The organism is Methylobacterium organophilum, from assembly GCF_022533465.1.
Taxonomy (GTDB): domain Bacteria; phylum Pseudomonadota; class Alphaproteobacteria; order Rhizobiales; family Beijerinckiaceae; genus Methylobacterium; species Methylobacterium organophilum.
In genome coordinates this window covers 4,531,408-4,548,189 of the sequence record NZ_CP092848.1, presented here as the reverse complement: position 1 = coordinate 4,548,189, position 16,782 = coordinate 4,531,408, and the positions used below count along the sequence as shown (strand labels likewise).

Annotated in this window: 10 protein-coding genes and 1 pseudogene; 5 read left to right on the top strand and 6 right to left on the bottom strand. The window is 71.4% G+C overall.

From position 1 onward, the window contains the following. Nucleotides 1–25: 25 nt before the first annotated feature. Nucleotides 26–2,983: an Rne/Rng family ribonuclease gene (locus MMB17_RS21465; RefSeq protein ID WP_241100217.1), complete on the bottom strand. Its 2,958-nt coding sequence runs from the start codon at nt 2,981–2,983 to the stop codon at nt 26–28. A 565-nt stretch (nt 2,984–3,548) separates the two neighbouring features. On the opposite strand from MMB17_RS21465, the pseudogene MMB17_RS21460 reads away from it, so the two are divergent. The 3 genes and pseudogenes from MMB17_RS21460 to MMB17_RS21450 all read left to right on the top strand — a co-directional run. Further along, a pseudogene (locus tag MMB17_RS21460) lies at nt 3,549–3,737 on the top strand (chromate transporter); the annotation flags it as partial. A 112-nt stretch (nt 3,738–3,849) separates the two neighbouring features. Next, nucleotides 3,850–5,139: an N-acetylmuramoyl-L-alanine amidase gene (locus MMB17_RS21455; RefSeq protein WP_241100216.1), complete on the top strand. Its 1,290-nt coding sequence runs from the start codon at nt 3,850–3,852 to the stop codon at nt 5,137–5,139. A 162-nt stretch (nt 5,140–5,301) separates the two neighbouring features. Next, the gene (locus MMB17_RS21450) at nt 5,302–7,722 is read left to right on the top strand and encodes a penicillin-binding protein 1A (RefSeq protein ID WP_238310667.1); all 2,421 of its coding nucleotides are present in this window, start codon (nt 5,302–5,304) and stop codon (nt 7,720–7,722) included. Nucleotides 7,723–7,732: 10 nt separating this feature from the next. Here the strand turns inward: MMB17_RS21450 and MMB17_RS21445 are convergent, their stop codons facing one another. From MMB17_RS21445 to MMB17_RS21425, 5 genes are all read right to left on the bottom strand, one after another. Next, nucleotides 7,733–9,448: a putative bifunctional diguanylate cyclase/phosphodiesterase gene (locus tag MMB17_RS21445; protein ID WP_241100215.1), complete on the bottom strand. Its 1,716-nt coding sequence runs from the start codon at nt 9,446–9,448 to the stop codon at nt 7,733–7,735. A gap of 24 nt (nt 9,449–9,472) precedes the next feature. Then, a complete protein-coding gene (locus MMB17_RS21440) occupies nt 9,473–11,338 on the bottom strand; it encodes an ATP-binding protein (RefSeq protein WP_241100214.1) in 1,866 nt (621 codons plus the stop codon). Between the two features lie 197 nt (nt 11,339–11,535). After that, nucleotides 11,536–12,537, bottom strand: coding sequence for an alginate O-acetyltransferase AlgX-related protein (locus tag MMB17_RS21435; protein WP_241100213.1), 1,002 nt, complete (start codon nt 12,535–12,537; stop codon nt 11,536–11,538). A gap of 91 nt (nt 12,538–12,628) precedes the next feature. Beyond that, on the bottom strand, nt 12,629–13,615 hold the full coding sequence (locus tag MMB17_RS21430) for a copper chaperone PCu(A)C domain-containing protein (protein WP_241100212.1): 987 nt from the start codon (nt 13,613–13,615) through the stop codon (nt 12,629–12,631). 43 nt (nt 13,616–13,658) lie between these two features. After that, nucleotides 13,659–14,030: a hypothetical protein gene (locus MMB17_RS21425; protein ID WP_241100211.1), complete on the bottom strand. Its 372-nt coding sequence runs from the start codon at nt 14,028–14,030 to the stop codon at nt 13,659–13,661. 278 nt (nt 14,031–14,308) lie between these two features. Here MMB17_RS21425 and MMB17_RS21420 point away from each other — a divergent pair, with 278 nt between their 5' ends. Together MMB17_RS21420 and MMB17_RS21415 are read left to right on the top strand one after the other, a co-directional pair. Continuing rightward, nucleotides 14,309–15,625, top strand: a complete 1,317-nt coding sequence (locus tag MMB17_RS21420; RefSeq protein ID WP_373324963.1) for a L,D-transpeptidase family protein — start codon at nt 14,309–14,311, stop codon at nt 15,623–15,625. Between the two features lie 547 nt (nt 15,626–16,172). After that, complete coding sequence (locus MMB17_RS21415; RefSeq protein ID WP_241100210.1) at nt 16,173–16,715, top strand: diguanylate cyclase; 543 nt, start codon at nt 16,173–16,175, stop codon at nt 16,713–16,715. The last annotated feature ends 67 nt before the right edge of the window (nt 16,716–16,782 follow it).

The following is a 16,782-nucleotide window of genomic DNA, read 5'->3' as shown; positions in this document are numbered from 1 at the left end:
AGATGTCGCGGACGCGAAGGGCGCCTTACTCGCCCGTCAACGCCGCCTTGGTGCGGGACCACCAGCCGGCCCGCTTGGGCCGGTTGGGATCGGCCGGGGTGAGCACCACCGCGACCGGCTCGGGGGCCGGTTCGGGCGCGGGCTCGGTCTTCTCGGGCTCCGCATCCGCGGCCGGCGGCGCGACCACCGCGGCGACCTCGGCCTCGGCGACCGGCAGCTCGACCGCCGTCTGGCCGGCCGTGTCGGGATCCGTGGTGCCGAGATCGGCAGCAACCGCCTCGATCGCCTCGGCCTCGACCGGCTCCTCCGCCGACAGGGCAGCGGCCGCCTCGTCGCCCTCGGCCCCGTCCTGGGACTCGCGCTCGCCGCGCTCCCGGCCCCGGCCGCCCCGGCGACCGCGTCGGCGGCGGCGGCCATTGCCGCCCTCGCCGTTGCCGCCGGCCTCGGCCGGCGCGGCCGGTTCGTCGGCCTCCTCCCCGGAGGGGCCGGCGGACTCGCCGCCCTCCTCGTCCCGGAGCTCGTCGGAGCGGGCGTCCTGAGGCTCCTCCTGGCCGTCCTCCTCGTCGGACTCGCCGTCGTCCTGGCCCTCGGCGCGCGGCCCGTCGTCCTGGCCGGCACGGCCCCCGCGACGGCGACGGCGACGGCGACGGCGGCGGTTGCCCTCGTCGTTGGACGCGGTGTCGCGCGCCTCGGCGCCCTCCTCGTCCTCGCCGGCCTCGACCTCGCCCTCGGCGCTCTCCTCGTCCTCGGCCTCCTCCTCGAGCTCGTAGACCGGGGAGACCACCGCCGCGCGCACGCCGGTGGCCGGCGCCGCGTCGCGGACCGCGAGCTCGCCGCGATCGAGCTGGAAGGCGGCGGTGGCAGCGAGCCGCTCGTCGGCGGCGATCGTGATGCTGACGCCGAAGCGCAGCTCCAGATCGCGCAGATGCGCCCGCTTCTGGTTGAGGATGTAGAGCGCCACCTCGGTGCGGGTGCGCAGGATCAGGTTGTGGGTCGAGGACTTGAGCAAAGCCTCCTCGATCGAGCGCAGGATGTGCAGCGCCACCGAGGAGGTCGCGCGCACGAAGCCCGAGCCGCCGCAATGGGCGCAGGGGATCGACGAGGATTCGAGCACGCCGGTGCGGATGCGCTGGCGGCTCATCTCGAGGAGGCCGAAGGGCGAGATCCGGCCGACCTGGATACGGGCCCGGTCGTTCTTGAGGGCCTCGTTGAGGCGCTTCTCCACCGCCCGGTTGTTGCGCTTCTCCTCCATGTCGATGAAGTCGATCACGACGAGGCCGGCGAGATCGCGCAGGCGCACCTGCCGGGCGACCTCCTCGGCCGCCTCCAGGTTCGTCTTCAGCGCCGTGTCCTCGATGTCGTGCTCACGGGTGGCGCGTCCCGAATTCACGTCGATCGAGACGAGCGCCTCGGTCGGATTGATGACGAGGTAGCCGCCGGATTTCAGCGCCACGTGGGTCGAGAACATCGCGTCGAGCTGCTGCTCGACGCCGTGGCGGGCGAAGATCGGCGTCTGCTCGGTATAGGGCTTCACGACCTTGGATTGCTGCGGCATCAGCATCCGCATGAAGTCCTTGGCCTCGCGATACGCGTCGGGGCCGGAGACGAGGACCTCGTCGATGTCCTTGTTGTAGAGGTCGCGGATCGCCCGCTTGATCAGCGAGCCCTCCTCGTAGACCAGCGCCGGGGCGGTGGAGGCGAGCGTCAGCTCGCGCACCGATTCCCACAGGCGCATCAGGTACTCGAAGTCGCGCTTGATCTCCGGCTTGGTGCGCGAGGCGCCCGCCGTGCGCAGGATGACGCCCATCCCCTCCGGCACGTCGAGATCGGCCACGACCTCCTTCAGGCGCTTGCGGTCGGCGGCGGAGGTGATCTTGCGGGAGATGCCGCCGCCGCGGCCGGTGTTCGGCATCAGCACGGAGTAGCGGCCGGCGAGCGACAGATAGGTGGTCAGCGCCGCGCCCTTGGTGCCGCGCTCCTCCTTGACGACCTGGACGAGGATGATCTGGCGGCGCTTGATCACCTCCTGGATCTTGTAGTGGCGGCGATAGGGGCGGGGACGCTCCGGGATCTCGGCAAGCGCGTCGCCCGCGCCGCCGACCTGGGCGATCTTGGGCTCGCCGTCCTCGTCCTCGGACTCCTCGTCGTCGGAGTCCTCATCGTCCTCGTCGTCGGACTCCTCGTCGGATTCGTCATCCGACTCGTCCTCATCCTCTTCGTCGTCCTCGTCGGAGGCGTCCTCGTCGGAGTCCTCGCCCTCGGAAGCGGTCTCTTCGGAGGCGGTCTCCTCGGCGACGCTCTCCTCGGCGGCAGCGACCACCGGCTCGGGCGCCGCCTCGGCGGACGTCTCGCCCGCGGGGCTCTCCGGCGCGTCGGACACGGCGGGCGCCGGCTCGGGGGCGGGCGGGATCACGGATTCCGGAAGCGCCGCGGCGGTCTCGCCGGCCTCGGCCGCTTCGGATTCGGCGGGAACGGCCGCCTCGTCGGGCGCGGCCGACGCGACGGGCGTGCCCTCCGCGGCCACGTCCACCGTGATCTCGGCGGTGGTCTCGGCGGCGGCCTCGACCGTGTCCTCGGCCGCGTCGCCGGCGCTCACGGTCTCGTCGGAGCGGGCGGAGGCGGCCTCGGCCCGGCGGCCGCGCGACCGCCGGCCCCGCGAGCGGCGCTCCTCGCGTTCGTTGTGCTCCGCCTCCTCGCGCGCCTCCGCCTCGATCAGGGCGAGGCGGTCGGCCATCGGGATCTGGTAGTAGTCGGGGTGGATCTCGTTGAAGGCGAGGAAGCCGTGGCGGTTGCCGCCATACTCCACGAAGGCGGCCTGGAGCGAAGGCTCCACCCGCGTCACCTTGGCGAGATAGATGTTGCCACGCAGAGGCCGGCGGTTGGCGGCCTCGAAGTCGAACTCCTCGACCCTAGAACCGTGGACCGTGACGACCCGGGTCTCCTCCGGATGCGTCGCATCGATGAGCATCTTGTTGTTGGCCATGACGAACTTTCGACATGGCGGCCGACGTCGCACACCTTGAGCCGCGCCCCGGCGGCGCATCTCCGGGCCTCGAGGCCCTGCGGAGGAACGCCCGTGCCGGCCTCGTCGCCGAGGCCGCGGGGGAGGAGGGGAGGGGATTGCCGTCAACCGCCGTACGGCGCCGGGCATCGGCGCGCCTGGGGTTGAAACTGGCCGGGACGACGGAAGGAGCGGCGCGAAGCGCCGCGCACGTGGTGACACGCACGGTTGAGGCACGAGCAGCGGCAGCCGTTGCTGTGCGTCCTCCCATCGTTTGTCCGGCCTCGCGAAACAGGGGGCCGTTTCGGGCCCGAATCGATACTGGGCGCCGCGCCCGAAAAAAGGACGCATCGCCGACACCCGCCCGGATGCCGGGAAGCGCCGTCGGACGCTGCTGATGAAGGAGCGAGGAGGGCGCTTCGAGGCGGACCCGGGCCTCCCGAAGCCGCGAAATGCGCGTGCTTCGAAATGGGGTCCCTATCATTACAGACCGACACCGGGATATTGCAAGCTTTCCTTGCTCGGCAAAGAGGCAGGCCGGCCGGGGATGTCCGGGCCGAGCCTGCCGTGCCGCCCATGCACCCACCCCTTCCCGTCCGGCCCGGAGCACGGCGTCGGCTTCGCGGAGGCCGCGCGGGTCTAGGCGCGGATCGCGCTCCTCAGCTTCGGCGGGCCGGCGGGACAGATCGCGGTGATGCACCGCATCCTGGTGGAGGAGCGGCGCTGGATCGGGGAGCCCTGTCACCCCGAGACAACAACGCCGGACGGATCGCCCGGGCGGGGGTGAGGAACGGTTAACCATCCTGGCCGTATCCCCTATCGGAAGGACCGGGACACGTCGCCGAACGATGCAGCCACGCTCTCGCCTCGCCCGCTCCCTTCGCGCCGCCCTCCTGTCGGGGGCGCTGGCGCTCGTGGGGCCCCTCTGCGCCTCCGGCGGCGCCGGCGCGCAGGACACGCTGCGCGCCGTCGCGATCGGCGCGGAGCTCGCCTCGCAGGGTCCGACCACGAAGCTCACCCTCACCCTGTCGCAGCCCGTCGAGCCGCGGGCCTTCGTGATGGAACGGCCGGACCGGGCCGTGATCGACCTGCCGGAAGTCAATTTCCAGCTTCCCCCCGAAGTCGGGCGCAAGCGCGACGGGCTCGTCGCCTCCTACCGCTACGGCCTGTTCGCGCCGGGCCGCTCGCGGATCGTGGTCGATCTCGCCGGGCCGGCGATCGTCGACCGGATCGAGACGGAGACGCGCAAGCCCGACGGAGCGGTGCTCCTCAGCCTCACCTTCAAGCGGGTCGAGCGCGAGGTCTTCCGCAAGGCCGCCGTGGCGAGCGATCCCGCGCCCTCCGCGCGGGCCGCCGTGGCCCCCGAGACCGGGGACGGCCGCCCGCTCATCGTGATCGATGCCGGCCATGGCGGCACCGATCCCGGGGCGATCGCCGCCACCGGCGCCTTCGAGAAGGACATCGTGTTCGGCTTCGCCCAGGCGCTGGCCGCGCAGCTCGGCGCCTCGGGCCGCTACCGCATCCGCATGACCCGCGACCGCGACGTGTTCGTGCCGCTTGCCGAGCGGGTGCGCATCGCCCGGGAGGCCAAGGCCGACCTGTTCGTGTCGATCCACGCCGATTCGATCTCCTCCGCCCCCCAGGTGAAGGGGGCCACGATCTATACGGGCTCCGAGAAGGCGACCGACGCGGCCTCCGCCCGGCTGGCCGAGCGCGAGAACAAGGCCGACGCCTCCGCCGGCACCGATTCCGGCACGGGCCCGGGGGACGTGACCGACATCCTGCAGGAGCTCACCCTGCGCGAGACCCGGACCTTCTCCGGCAATGTCGCCCGGCGCCTGATGGGGGAGATGGCCCCGGTGATGGAGATGAGCAGCAAGCCCCATCGCGAGGCGGGCTTCGTGGTGCTGCGCTCGCCGGACGTGCCCTCCGTGCTGGTCGAGCTCGGCTATCTCTCGAGCAAGAGCGACCTCGAGAAGCTGCAATCGGAGAGCTGGCGGGCCAGCGTCACCGGCTCCATGGCCAAGGCGGTGGACCAGTTCTTCTCCGGGCGCGCCACCCTGTCGCGGCCCGGCCCCCAGGCCTCGCGCCGGGCCGAGGCGACCAATGCCGGCCGCACCGCCCCAGTTTCACCATAGAACAGGTGTGATACGGGGACCGTGAAAGGGCCCCGCCCGGTCGTCGCCGCCGCTTCCCGGCGGCGGTCCGCGAGGGGATTGCCGAGAGCCCGATCCACGGCCGGTTTTCGCCGGCCCGGCGCGGTCGGCCCCGCAGCGGACAAGCGACGGACGGTTCACCGGATGCGATTCATCCTGCGGTTCTTCGGATTCCTGTTCTCGATCGGGGCGGTGCTGTTCTGCATCGCCGCGGCCGTGGGCGCGTTCTTCTACTGGAAGTACAGCCGGGACCTGCCCGACCACGCGGCGCTCGCCAATTACGAGCCGCCGGTGATGACCCGCGTCCACGCCGCCGACGGCTCGCTGCTGGCCGAATACGCCCATGAGCGCCGGCTCTATCTGCCGATCCAGGCCATGCCGAAGATCGTGGTCGCCGCCTTCCTCTCGGCGGAGGACAAGAACTTCTACAAGCACGGCGGCATCGACCCCGAGGGCATCGTCCGCGCGGTGCTGACCAACGCCCAGAGCGGCAAGAAGCAGGGCGCCTCGACCATCACGCAGCAGGTCGCCAAGAACTTCCTGCTCTCCAGCGAGCAGACCTACGACCGCAAGATCAAGGAAGCCCTGATCGCCCTGCGCATCGAGGCGGCCTATTCCAAGGACAAGATCCTCGAGCTCTACCTGAACGAGATCTTCCTCGGCACCATCGTCCCGGGGCGCAACCTGCACGGCGTCGCCGCCGCGGCGCTCGACTATTTCGGCAAGTCCGTCCACGAGCTGACGATCAACGAGGCGGCCTATCTCGCCGCGCTGCCCAAGGGCCCGAACAACTACCACCCCTACCGGCGCACCCAGCAGGCGCTCGCGCGCCGCAACGAGATCATCGGCCTGATGGCCCAGAACGGGTACATCACGCAGGAGGAGGCGGCCGAGGCCAAGAAGCAGCCCCTGGGCGTCAACCCGCGGGTCGCCTTCCCCAACGGCTCCGTCGCCAACTACTTCACGGAGGAGGTCCGCCGCGAGATCTCCGAGCGCTACGGCGAGACCAAGCTCTACGAGGGCGGCCTCTCGGTGCGCGCCACCCTCGACCCGAAGATGCAGGCCTGGGCGCGCAAGGCCCTGATCGACGGCCTCGTGCGCTACGACCAGTCCCATGGCTGGCGCGGGGCCGACCACAAGGTCGACCTGACCGGGCGCGACTGGGGGCTCGCCGTCTCCGAGGTGCCGGCGCTCGGTGACATCGCCCCCTGGCGCGTCGCCGTGGTGCTCGGCATCACCGGCGGCAGCGCGCAGATCGGGCTGCAGCCCCGCCGCGAGGCCGGCGGCATCTCCAAGGAGCGCGAGACCGGCACGATCGGCCCGGACGGCGTGAAGTGGACCGGCCGCCCGGTCGCCTCCGCCCTCAAGGTCGGCGACGTGATCTATGTCGAGGCGATCGAGCCCGGCCGCAGCAGCTACCGCCTGCGCCAGAAGCCCGAGATCTCCGGCGCCATCGTCGCGATGGATCCCTATACGGGCCGCGTGCACGCCATGGTCGGCGGCTTCTCCTACGACGAGTCCGAGTTCAACCGCGCGACGCAGGCGATGCGCCAGCCGGGCTCCTCCTTCAAGCCGATCGTCTACTCGGCGGCGCTCGACAACGGCTACACGCCCTCCTCGATCGTGCAGGATTCGCCGATCACCATCGAGGCCGGCCCGGGCCAGGAGGCGTGGTCGCCCTCGAACTACGACGGCAAGTCCGGCGGCCCGCATACCCTGCGCTACGGCATCGAGCACTCGAAGAACCTGATGACCGTGCGGCTCGCCAAGGATATCGGCATGCCGCTCATCGCCGAATATGCCCGCCGCTTCGGCGTCTACGACGACCTGCTGCCGGTGCTGCCGATGTCGCTCGGCGCCGGCGAGACCACGGTGATGCGCATGGTCACCGCCTATTCGATGCTCGCCAATGGCGGGCGCCGCATCCGCCCGACCCTGATCGACCGCATCCAGGACCGGACCGGCGAGACGATCTACCGCCACGACAACCGCAAATGCATCGGCTGCGACGCGGAGAAGTGGTCGGGCCAGGACGAGCCCAAGCTCGTGGACGAGTCCGAGCAGGTGCTCGACCCGCTCACCGCCTACCAGATGGTCTCGATCATGGAGGGCGTGGTCCAGCGCGGCACCGCCACCATCCTGAAGCAGATCGGCAAGCCGCTGGCCGGCAAGACCGGCACGACGAACGACGCCAAGGACGCCTGGTTCGTGGGCTTCTCGCCGGATCTCGCGGTGGGCGTCTATCTCGGCTTCGACAAGCCGAAGTCGCTGGGCGACCGCGCCACCGGCGGCGGCCTCGCCGCGCCGATCGCCCTCGACTTCCTGAAGGTCGCGCTCAAGGACAAGCCGCCGACGCCCTTCCGCGTGCCCCCGGGGATCAAGCTGATCCGCGTCAACGTCGCCTCGGGCAGCCGGGCCGGCTCGGGCGAGGGCGCGGGCACGATCCTGGAGGCCTTCAAGCCGGGCACCGCCCCGCCCGACGCCTATGTCGCGCCGGCCGCGCCGCCGCCGGGCGAGGTGCCGCCGGAGGCACCGGCCGCCGCCCAGGCCGGCGGCGTCTACTGAGGACGGGCGATCAGGCCCGCCGCCCGACGACGTGGCGGCGGGCCTCTTCCGTGGCGCGGTGGCCGAGGCCGTCGCGGGCGGGCGCGGGCCGGCCCTCCTCGCCGCGGATCTGCTCGATGAGCAGGGGCCGCGCGAAGTAGAAGCCCTGGGCGCAGCGGATCTGGGTCGCCCCCTGCAGGTAGACGACCTCCTCGAAGGTCTCGACGCCCTCCGCCACCACCGACATGCCGAGCGCCTGGCCGAGGGATTCGATCGCCTTCAGCACGATCTGGCTGCGCGGCCGTTTGTGGATGTCCGTGATGAAGGAGCGGTCGATCTTGATCTCGTCCGCCGTGATCTCGGCGAGGGCGGCGAGGGAGGAATAGCCGACCCCGAAATCGTCGATCGAGACCTTGGCGCCGATCTTCCGGATCCGCGGCAGCACCTCGGCCTGGAACCGGCCCTTGGTGAAGAAGGCCTCCTCGGTCAGCTCCAGGATGAAGCGCTCCGGGCAGCCCGTCTCGGCCACCGCGTCGATGAAGGAATCCATGAAGGCGATGTCGCAGGCCTGCTGGGCCGCGATGTTGAGGCTGATCGTGATGTCGGGGCCGAAGACGTCGTCGATGTCGGGCAGGGAATGGACGGTCTCGGCGAGCACCTGGAAGGTGATGTCGTTGATGAGCCCCAGCTCGGCGGCGAGCCCGACGAAGTCGCCCGGCGCCTGGATCATCCCGTGCTCGTCGCGCCAGCGCAGGAGCACCTCGACGCCGTGGACGCGCTTGGTGCGGATATCGACCTTGGGCTGGTAGGCGCAGCAGAAGCAATGGTCGCGGATGGCGAGCCGCAGGCGCTGCTCCACCGCCATGCGCTCGGTCGCGGCATGCCCCATCGTCTCCTCGAAGACGCTGACGCCGCCCTTCACCCCGCCCTTCACCCGGTACATCGCGCTGTCGGCCCGCCGGCGCAGCACGTCGTAGGTCATGCCGTTGGCGGGATAGAGGCTCACGCCGATCGAGGCCGAGGCGAAGATCTCGTGATCGTCGATGAAGAAGGGCTGCTTCAGCCGCTCGGCCATGTCCACCACGAAGGCGCGGGTGGTCTCGCCGTCGAGAACCGGAGAGAGGAGCAGCACGAACTCGTCGCCGCCGACGCGGGCGAGCATGTCGGTCGGCCGCAGGGAGCCGGCGATGCGGGCCGCCACCTTGGTGAGCAGCGCGTCGCCCGCGGCGTGGCTGTAATAGTCGTTGATGTGCTTGAAGTTGTCGAGATCGATGAAGGCCAGGGCGAAGGCGCCGCCGGGAGGCGTCGAGGCGATCAGGTCCTGGACGCTCTGCTCCAGCAGGCTGCGGTTCGGCAGCCCGGTCAGGGAATCGATATAGGCGCGCTGCAGCAGGTCGCGCTGGATCACGTGCTGCTCGGTCACGTCGGCGACGGTGACGAGGGCGAGGGTCTCGTCCGGCAGCGCCAGGGGGTGGATGCGGGTCTCGAGGGTCCGCTCGCCGGCCCGGTGCAGGAGGGGGGCGGAGGCCGTGCCCTCCTCGCCCGGGCCGGCCAGGGGCGAGCCCGGGAGATCGAGCCGGCCGTCCGCGGCATAGCCCTGCGCCGCGACGTTGGCCAGGATGCAGCGGCCCAGCCCGTCATGGACGGAGACGCCGAAGGGAAGCGCCTGGATCGTCGCTTCGAGCAGGCTGTGCCGGTGGCGCGCCGCCGGGGCCGCCCGCCCCGGCTCTCTCCGGTCCTGGTCCATCGCCGCCTCCACCTGGGCGCGCCCTCAACGCTGCCAGAGCGAACCGGCAGCCCGTAATTCGGCCCGGATATCGGTGGCGGCCGGCTGCGGCGCCTCGGCGGAGGCCGGGGCGTCGAGGGGCCGCCGCAGCAGACGGCGATGGGCCTGGTCGAGGGCGGCGGCGCTGCCCGGCACCTCGGCCGGGGCGACCGGCGCCGCGCCGGCCAGGGGCTCGCGCAGGAGCCGCTGCGCCGGCGCCTCGGCCTCCACGGGGCCCTTGCTCATGGTCGCCCCGCGCCAGCGCTCGACCACGGCGCCGACGAAGGCGGCGTTCGAGACGCCGTCCAGTTCGTCGCTGCGCCCGAGGGTGTCGCTCTTGGGCCTGCGCTCCTGGGGCAGCTCCCGGAACTTCATCCGCGCCGGCAGCGGCACGCCCTCGCCGAAGGCGATGACCTCCCCGGTGGCCAGCAACGGCACGAAGGAGAGCAGGTTGGTCGCGTCCGAGACGGCGGCGGCGAGGAAGGCCTGGTCGCGCTCGTTCGACATGCGCATCGCGAAGAGCGTGCTGCACTGGGAGATGATGGTCGGGTCGAGCTCGGCCGGGCGCTGGGTGACGAGCCCGAGGAAGACGCCGTGCTTGCGGCCCTCCCGGGCGATGCGCGACAGCGCTCGGCGGGTCGGGGTGAAGCCCACCGAGCGGTCGGCCGAGGCGTAGCGATGGGCCTCCTCGCAGACGAAGAGCAGCGGCACCGCCCCCTCGCTCCAGAGGCCGAACTCGAAGGCCAGGCGGCAGAGCACGCAGACCACCGCGTCGACCACCTCCACCGGCAGGCCGGCGAGCTGCATGATCGTCATCGGCCGGCCTTCCGGCTCCAGCCGGAACAGGTGGGCGAGGAGTTCCCCCATCATATCGCCGCCGACATTGGCGTTCTCGAACATGAAGCCGTAGCGGGGGTCGTTGCGGATCGTCTCGATGCGGCCGATCAGCCGGTGGTAGTGCATCCGCGAGTTGCGGTTCTCCAGGCGGCCCATCCGCTCGTCGATGAGCGCGATCAGGTCCTGGAGGAGGTAGGGCACCGGCGTGTCGACGGTGTAGCCCCCGCCCCGGGCGACGCCGCGCTTCATCAGGCCGCGCTCGGGCGCGTCCTTGTACTGGGCGTATTTGGCCTTCGCGAGGGGGATCAGCTCGGCCAGGATCTCGATCTCGTCCTCCACCGGCGGGCGGCCGCCATAGATGACGTCGACCGTCTCCTCCAGGTTGAACAGCCAGAAGGGCAGCTTGAGGGTGCGCGGACTGATCACGCTCGCCCGCTCGCCGAAGCAGCGGGCATATTCGTTGTGCACGTCGAGCAGGAAGATGCGGATATCCGCGCGCGCCTTCAGGATCTCCTCGACGATGACCGCGACGCCGCTGGACTTGCCGACGCCGGTGGTGCCGAGCAGCGCGAAATGCTTCGAGAGCAGGTCGTCGATCGTGACACAGGCCGGCATGCCGGCATCCTGGTAGAGGGTGCCGATCGGCACGGTGCCGGCCACGGCGGGCTGGAAGACGAGGCGCAGGAAGGCGGCCGGGAGCGGCTCGACCCGGTCGCCGATCGCGGGATGGCAGGCGATCCCGCGCCGGAAGGCGGTCTCGCCCGCCTCCGTGGGAACGATCTCGCCGAGAAGATCGAGCTCGGCGCGGCTCCGGGCGGTGCCCGCCGCAAGCTCGGCGGCGAGCGTGGTGACGATGCCGACGAGATAGGCCGAGCCGGCGCACACGCCCACGAAGCTGCCGACCGTGACCCGAGGCGCGCCCGGGCGCCCGTCGATGCCGATCGCCACCGTCACCGCCGAGCCCTTGATCGAGATCACGCTCCCGATCGAAGCCGCCTGAAAGGCCGGGTCCGGCAATGTCTCGCCCAACGGCATCGTCAAGGTCCCCCGACCGACGTCAACATCGAATGTCAGGAGGCTGGCAGAGGCGCCTTAAGCCGGAGCGAAGGAAGATCGTAAATGCTTTCCGAAAACAGACGAGACAAGGCCGGAACAATTGACGTCGCAAGTCGTTTCGCGCGCAATTTGCTTCACAACCGGCCAGGATGACTGAAATACCGCCAATCGCGCCTTCAAACGGGCAGGGCGCGTCCCGCCCCTTCCTCGGCCTTGCGGGCCGCCGCCATCGCCGCGAGCCGCTCGATGGGCGCGTTCCGGGGCGGCACCTCGATCATGAAGCGCTCCGCGATCTCGCCGATCACGAAGTCGGGCCGCACCGCGCGCACGTAATCCCAGTCGATGCTGGGCGACCACAGGAAATGCACCTCGCGGAAGCTGTCGGCGAGGAAAGGGGTCAGGGTCGCGACCGGACTCATCGCGCTGTGCTGGCAATAGGAATCGCCGAACAGCACCAGGCGGCGCGGGTCGGCCGCGGGATCCTCGTTGCGGAACACGGCCAGCGCCCCGAGATGGGCGTCACGCACCGCGCCGCTCGCCTCGAAGCCGAGCAGGAAGGCGTTGGCGTGGACGCGCCGGGCCTGCGAGACGAAGCGGGTGCCGAGCGCCGTCTCGGCGCGGGGCCGGGAGAATTTCGATCCGAGATCCCCGGCGAAATGGGGGACGGATTCGGGGATGCGCCGCCGCGCGATGTCGCGCCGGGGCGGGACGCCGAGATGGCGCAGGATCGCCTCGTAGGCGACCTCGCAGCCGGCGAAGGTCCAGTGCGTGTCGGTCCGCAGATAGAGGTCGGGGCCGGAGCGGGCCGCCCGCAGGGCGCCGAGGAGGTCGATCCAGGCCCCGCGGGCCGGGGACAGGTGCAGCCAGCGGGCGAGGCGCCGCACCGGCGCGCGCCTCGGATCGTAGGGCAGCCCCGCCGTCAACTCGGGCAGAACCGTCAGCTTCTCCGGCGCCACCGCATGGGCGTAGCGGATGCCGAGCGCGGCGCAGAGCCGGACGCGCTCGACGAGCCGGCGCCGCCATTCCCAGAGCCGCGCCCGGGGAAAGCCGTCGGGGCCGAACTGCTCGAGGACGCGGTTGCTGCCCCCGGTGAGGAACAGCCAGCCATCCCGTCCGGCATGCACGTCCGGATGGGCTTCGAGGGGATCGTCCGGCGGGGGCGGCGAAGGCGCGGTCATGCGCCGTCTTATCGCCCCCGCGCCGTCCTGGCACCGGCCTGGCGGCCTCGGCCCGGCGCCGGGCTCGGCCGCACCGCGACCGGGGAAGGCCTCAGTGCTGGTGGCCCTGCTCGGCCCCGGCCGGCGCCTGTGCGCCGATGGGGGCGACGGTGAAGGTGACCGGCACGGTGCCGGCCTTGGCGAAGGTGAGGGTGCCCGACACCGTCTCGCCCGCCTTCAGCCCCTGCTTCAGGTCGAGGAACATCAGGTGGAGCCCCCCCGGCGCCAGGGCCACGCTCGCCCCGGGGGCGAGGGCGAGACCGCCCTCCACCGGCGCCATCTTCATCACGCCGCCCTCGGTCGACATGGTGTGGATCTCCGCCCGTCCGGCCTGCGGGATCGAGGCCCCGGTCAGGGTATCGGGCTCGGTGCCGGTGTTGCGGACCGTGACGTAGCCGCCCGCGACCTTCGCGCCGCCCGGCGTCGCCCGCAGCCACGGCGCCTCGATCGACAGGGCGCCGGCCTTCACCGCCGGAGCGGCCGTCGCGGGCGCGTTCTTCTGGGCGGCGGCGACGATGCGCACGGCCGGCGCCGGCGATTTCAGGGCATGGGCGTCCTGGCCCTCGGCCGGGATCTCGCTCCAGCGGTAGCCGCCGCCCTCCGCGCAATCCTGCTCGATGGGGAAATAGACCGTCGCGCCGGGGGCGAAGGCGTCGGAGACGCGGGCGAAGAAGGTGAACTCGTCGACCTGGTCGTCGGGCAGGCTGCCGCCGCTCCAGGTGATCGTCTTCACGCCCTCGGAGACCATGCCGTGGAAGGACGGGTAGCTCTTGGCATAGGCCCCGGTGCGGGTGGCCAGCGTCCAGCCGGGCTTGGGCATGGGCTTGGCGCCGATCACCCCCTCCGGGATGGTGACGCTGACCCGGGTGGTCGGCTTGCCGTCGCAGCCATGCATGATCTGGACGACGCCGCGATAGGACGCGTTGGGGGAGGCCTCCTTGCGCTCGAGCACGGCATGGGCCGAGGCGGCGGAGGCGGACAGGCCGACGGTGAGGCCGAGCGCGAGGCCGAGGGAGGCCCGGGTGGCGAAATGGGTCATCGAAGGTTTCCGTGACGTGAGGGATCGGGGGAGGGCGATCGGCTCAAGCGTCCGGCGGCGCGCGGGCCCTGGCGCGGGTGACGGGCGAGGGGGGAACGGCCGGGGCGGCGGCCCGGTCCCAGTCGACGGGGCACGCAGCCAGAAGCCGGGCCGCATCCGGCGGGGCGGGGAGCGGGCCGGCCGGGGACGGCGCGGCGAGGCTGCAGCAGCCGGCATGCTGATGGGGGGCGCCCCGCCCGTCCGGCGTCTCGACCGGCGCCGCCGGCGCGCAGAGCATCGCCGCCTTCGCGGCGAGCGGAAGCGCGGCGATGCCGCCGAGCAGCCCCTGGAGCACCAGGGCGTAGAGCGCGAGCACGGCGACGGGGCCGCGCAGGCCCTGCGCGCCGCTTCGACCGCCCTGGTTCCGCCTCGCCATGACTGCGAGCCTTAGAGCGCCCGCCGGGCGAGGGGAAGCGGCTTCCCGCGCCTCCGGAGGCCCCGCGGGAGGCCCCGCGCCTGTGGCGCTCCGGCCGCATCCGGCGCGGGGACGGGGACCCCGCCCGTCATCGCGTGCGCTGGAACACGCCCACGCCACAATATGGCCCGGAAGGACATGGCTTCTTAACCGCAGACCGCAACAACGGCGACATGTGGATTGGCCGAGGACTGTATCGGCCCCGTCCGACCGCCCCCTGTTTTCAGAGCAACGGATCGATGCTGCACCAGGCGCTCCCCCCCCGCTCTTCCAAGAATCGCGTGCTCGCCCTCGCGCTTGCCGGCGCGACGCTGATGACCGCCCCGGCGCTGGCGCGCGATCCCGGCTACGCGCAGGCGGAGTGGGCGCAGGACTACGCCTCGCCGGCGACCATGCAGGTGCACCGCTCCTCGACCCCGATCCTCTCGCCCCAGACCATCGAGGCGACGGAGGCGATGGCGCAGCGCTACCGCGACATCGTCGCCCGGGGCGGCTGGCGCCCGGTCACCGGCGCGGACCGCCTGCGCATCGGCGCCAAGGGCCCGGCGGTGGCCGCCGTGCGCCAGCGCCTGATCGTCACCGGCGACCTCGACGCCACGGCGGGCGAGTCGGGCATCTACGATTCCTACGTCGCGGCCGGCGTGAAGCGCTTCCAGGCCCGCCACGGCCTGTCCCAGACCGGCCAGATGAGCCCGGCCACCCAGGCGGCCATGAACGTGCCGGCCGATGTGCGCCTGCGCCAGCTCGAGACCAACGTGATCCGCCTGCGCTCCTATTCGGGCAATCTCGGCCAGCGCTTCGTCATCACCAACATCCCCGCCGCCCTGGTGCAGACGGTGGAGAACGGCCAGGTGGTGACGCTGCACGCCGCGGGCGTCGGCAAGATCGACCGCCAGTCGCCGATCATGAACACCAAGGCGACGCAGATCAATTTCAACCCGACCTGGACGGTCCCGGCTTCCATCGTGAAGAAGGACCTCATCCCGAAGATGCAGAAGGATCCGAACTACCTCACGGACAACAAGATCCGTATCTTCGCCAACGGTCAGGAGATCTCGCCCAAGTCCGTGAACTGGTTCTCGGACGAGGGCACCCGGTACATGTACCGCCAGGATTCGGGCGCCGACTTCAACTCGATGGGCGTCGTGCGCATCAACATCCCGAACCCCTACGGCGTGTTCATGCACGACACGAATTCCCGCGGCGTGTTCGGCGACGACTTCCGCTTCATCTCCTCGGGCTGCGTGCGCGTGCAGAACGTGCGCGAATACATCACCTGGCTGCTCAAGGACACGCCCGGCTGGGACCGCAACCGCGTCGAGCAGGCGGTGGAGAGCGGCCAGCGCATCGACGCGACCCTCGCCCAGCCCGTGCCGGTCTACTGGACCTACATCACCGCCTGGGCGACCCCGGACGGCACGGTGCAGTTCCGCGACGACATCTACAAGCGCGACGGCGTGAACGTGCCCTCGACCATCGAGGCGCCGACCCCGGTGGCGAGCGCCGCCGCGACCCAGCCCGAGCGCTTCGAGCAGTTCGAGGACGGCGAGAACTGAGCACGGCGCCGGCCTCGTCCGGCACGGCGTTTCGGGCGGCGGGAGCGATCCCGCCGCCTTTTTCGTGCCTCGGGACCGGGATCACGGGGGGCGTGCGACACGTTGATTCCGGTAGACCCCGACGCCGGAGAGCAGATTGCGCAAGCGCCTTCCCGAGAACGACCGGGGCATGCCCTCCCTGATCCTGGCGATCGTGGTGGCAGCCCTGGTGGCCCGGATCGCCTTCGATGCGGCGAGCGACTGGCCGCTCTGAGCAGGGCGCGCCGACGAGAGGCCGGCTGTTTTCTATCCGGATCGCCGATGATCCCCGCCAATGCTGGAGCGGATGAGAGAACACGGCCGGCCGTTTACCGGACGAACCTGACATCACCTTCCCGAAGGAGACGCGGGCAAGCAATTCCCGCCGTGTATACACGCGGAGTCGTCAACCTTGTTTCCCGCAGCGGTGGCGATATTGCCGTTCGCCAGCAATGCACTACCCTTGATTGCATCGTCAGGAGAGGGGTCTCTTGAAACCATGCCGTCATCCAGCGCTCCCCCCCGAACCATGCTCTCCGCGGCCCTGACCGCGGCCGGCTTCGTCGGCACCTGGGACTGGAACGTGAGCGCGGGCGAGGTGGTGCTCGACGACGGGGCGGCGGCGCTGCTGATGGGGGATGCGGCCCTGGCCGGCCGCTCACTGCCCCTCGAGGCCTCCATCGTCCGCGTGCATCCCGCCGACCGGGACCGGATCGTCCCGGCGATCCTGGCGGCCGGCCGGGAGGGCGGCGACTTCTCGCTCTCCTTCCGCGTGGCGCTCCCCTGCGGGGCGGTGCGGCGGCTGCTCGACCGGGGCCAGGTCGCCCGCCAGGCGGACGGCTCCCTGCGCGGCTTCGGCACCCTCCTCGACATCACCGAGAATCCCCTCGGCGTGGTCGAGCCACGGACGAGCGATCCCCTGGAGACGGCCGGCGAGCTCTGCACCCTGCTGCGGCAGACCTTCGCGCAGGCCGGCGGCTTCCGCCTGAAGGTCCTGGCCGACATGCTGCGGATCGAGATCGAGCGGGAGCGCGAGCGGGCGGCCCTCCGGCAGCGGCCCGGGCTGCACTGAGCGGACGCCGACACGCCTTCCAAGCAATTGGCCGTGGACAGGAGCGCCGGCGCGGCACACGGAAGGA

Bases quoted from the DNA above. Each gene is read 5' to 3' on its own strand.
- MMB17_RS21465 (WP_241100217.1), bottom strand. From the start codon at position 2,983: ATGGCCAACAACAAGATGCTCATCGATGCGACGCATCCGGAGGAGACC.
- MMB17_RS21455 (WP_241100216.1), top strand. From the start codon at position 3,850: ATGCAGCCACGCTCTCGCCTCGCCCGCTCCCTTCGCGCCGCCCTCCTG.
- MMB17_RS21450 (WP_238310667.1), top strand. From the start codon at position 5,302: ATGCGATTCATCCTGCGGTTCTTCGGATTCCTGTTCTCGATCGGGGCG.
- MMB17_RS21445 (WP_241100215.1), bottom strand. From the start codon at position 9,448: ATGGACCAGGACCGGAGAGAGCCGGGGCGGGCGGCCCCGGCGGCGCGC.
- MMB17_RS21440 (WP_241100214.1), bottom strand. From the start codon at position 11,338: ATGCCGTTGGGCGAGACATTGCCGGACCCGGCCTTTCAGGCGGCTTCG.
- MMB17_RS21435 (WP_241100213.1), bottom strand. From the start codon at position 12,537: ATGACCGCGCCTTCGCCGCCCCCGCCGGACGATCCCCTCGAAGCCCAT.
- MMB17_RS21430 (WP_241100212.1), bottom strand. From the start codon at position 13,615: ATGACCCATTTCGCCACCCGGGCCTCCCTCGGCCTCGCGCTCGGCCTC.
- MMB17_RS21425 (WP_241100211.1), bottom strand. From the start codon at position 14,030: ATGGCGAGGCGGAACCAGGGCGGTCGAAGCGGCGCGCAGGGCCTGCGC.
- MMB17_RS21420 (WP_373324963.1), top strand. From the start codon at position 14,309: ATGCTGCACCAGGCGCTCCCCCCCCGCTCTTCCAAGAATCGCGTGCTC.
- MMB17_RS21415 (WP_241100210.1), top strand. From the start codon at position 16,173: ATGCTCTCCGCGGCCCTGACCGCGGCCGGCTTCGTCGGCACCTGGGAC.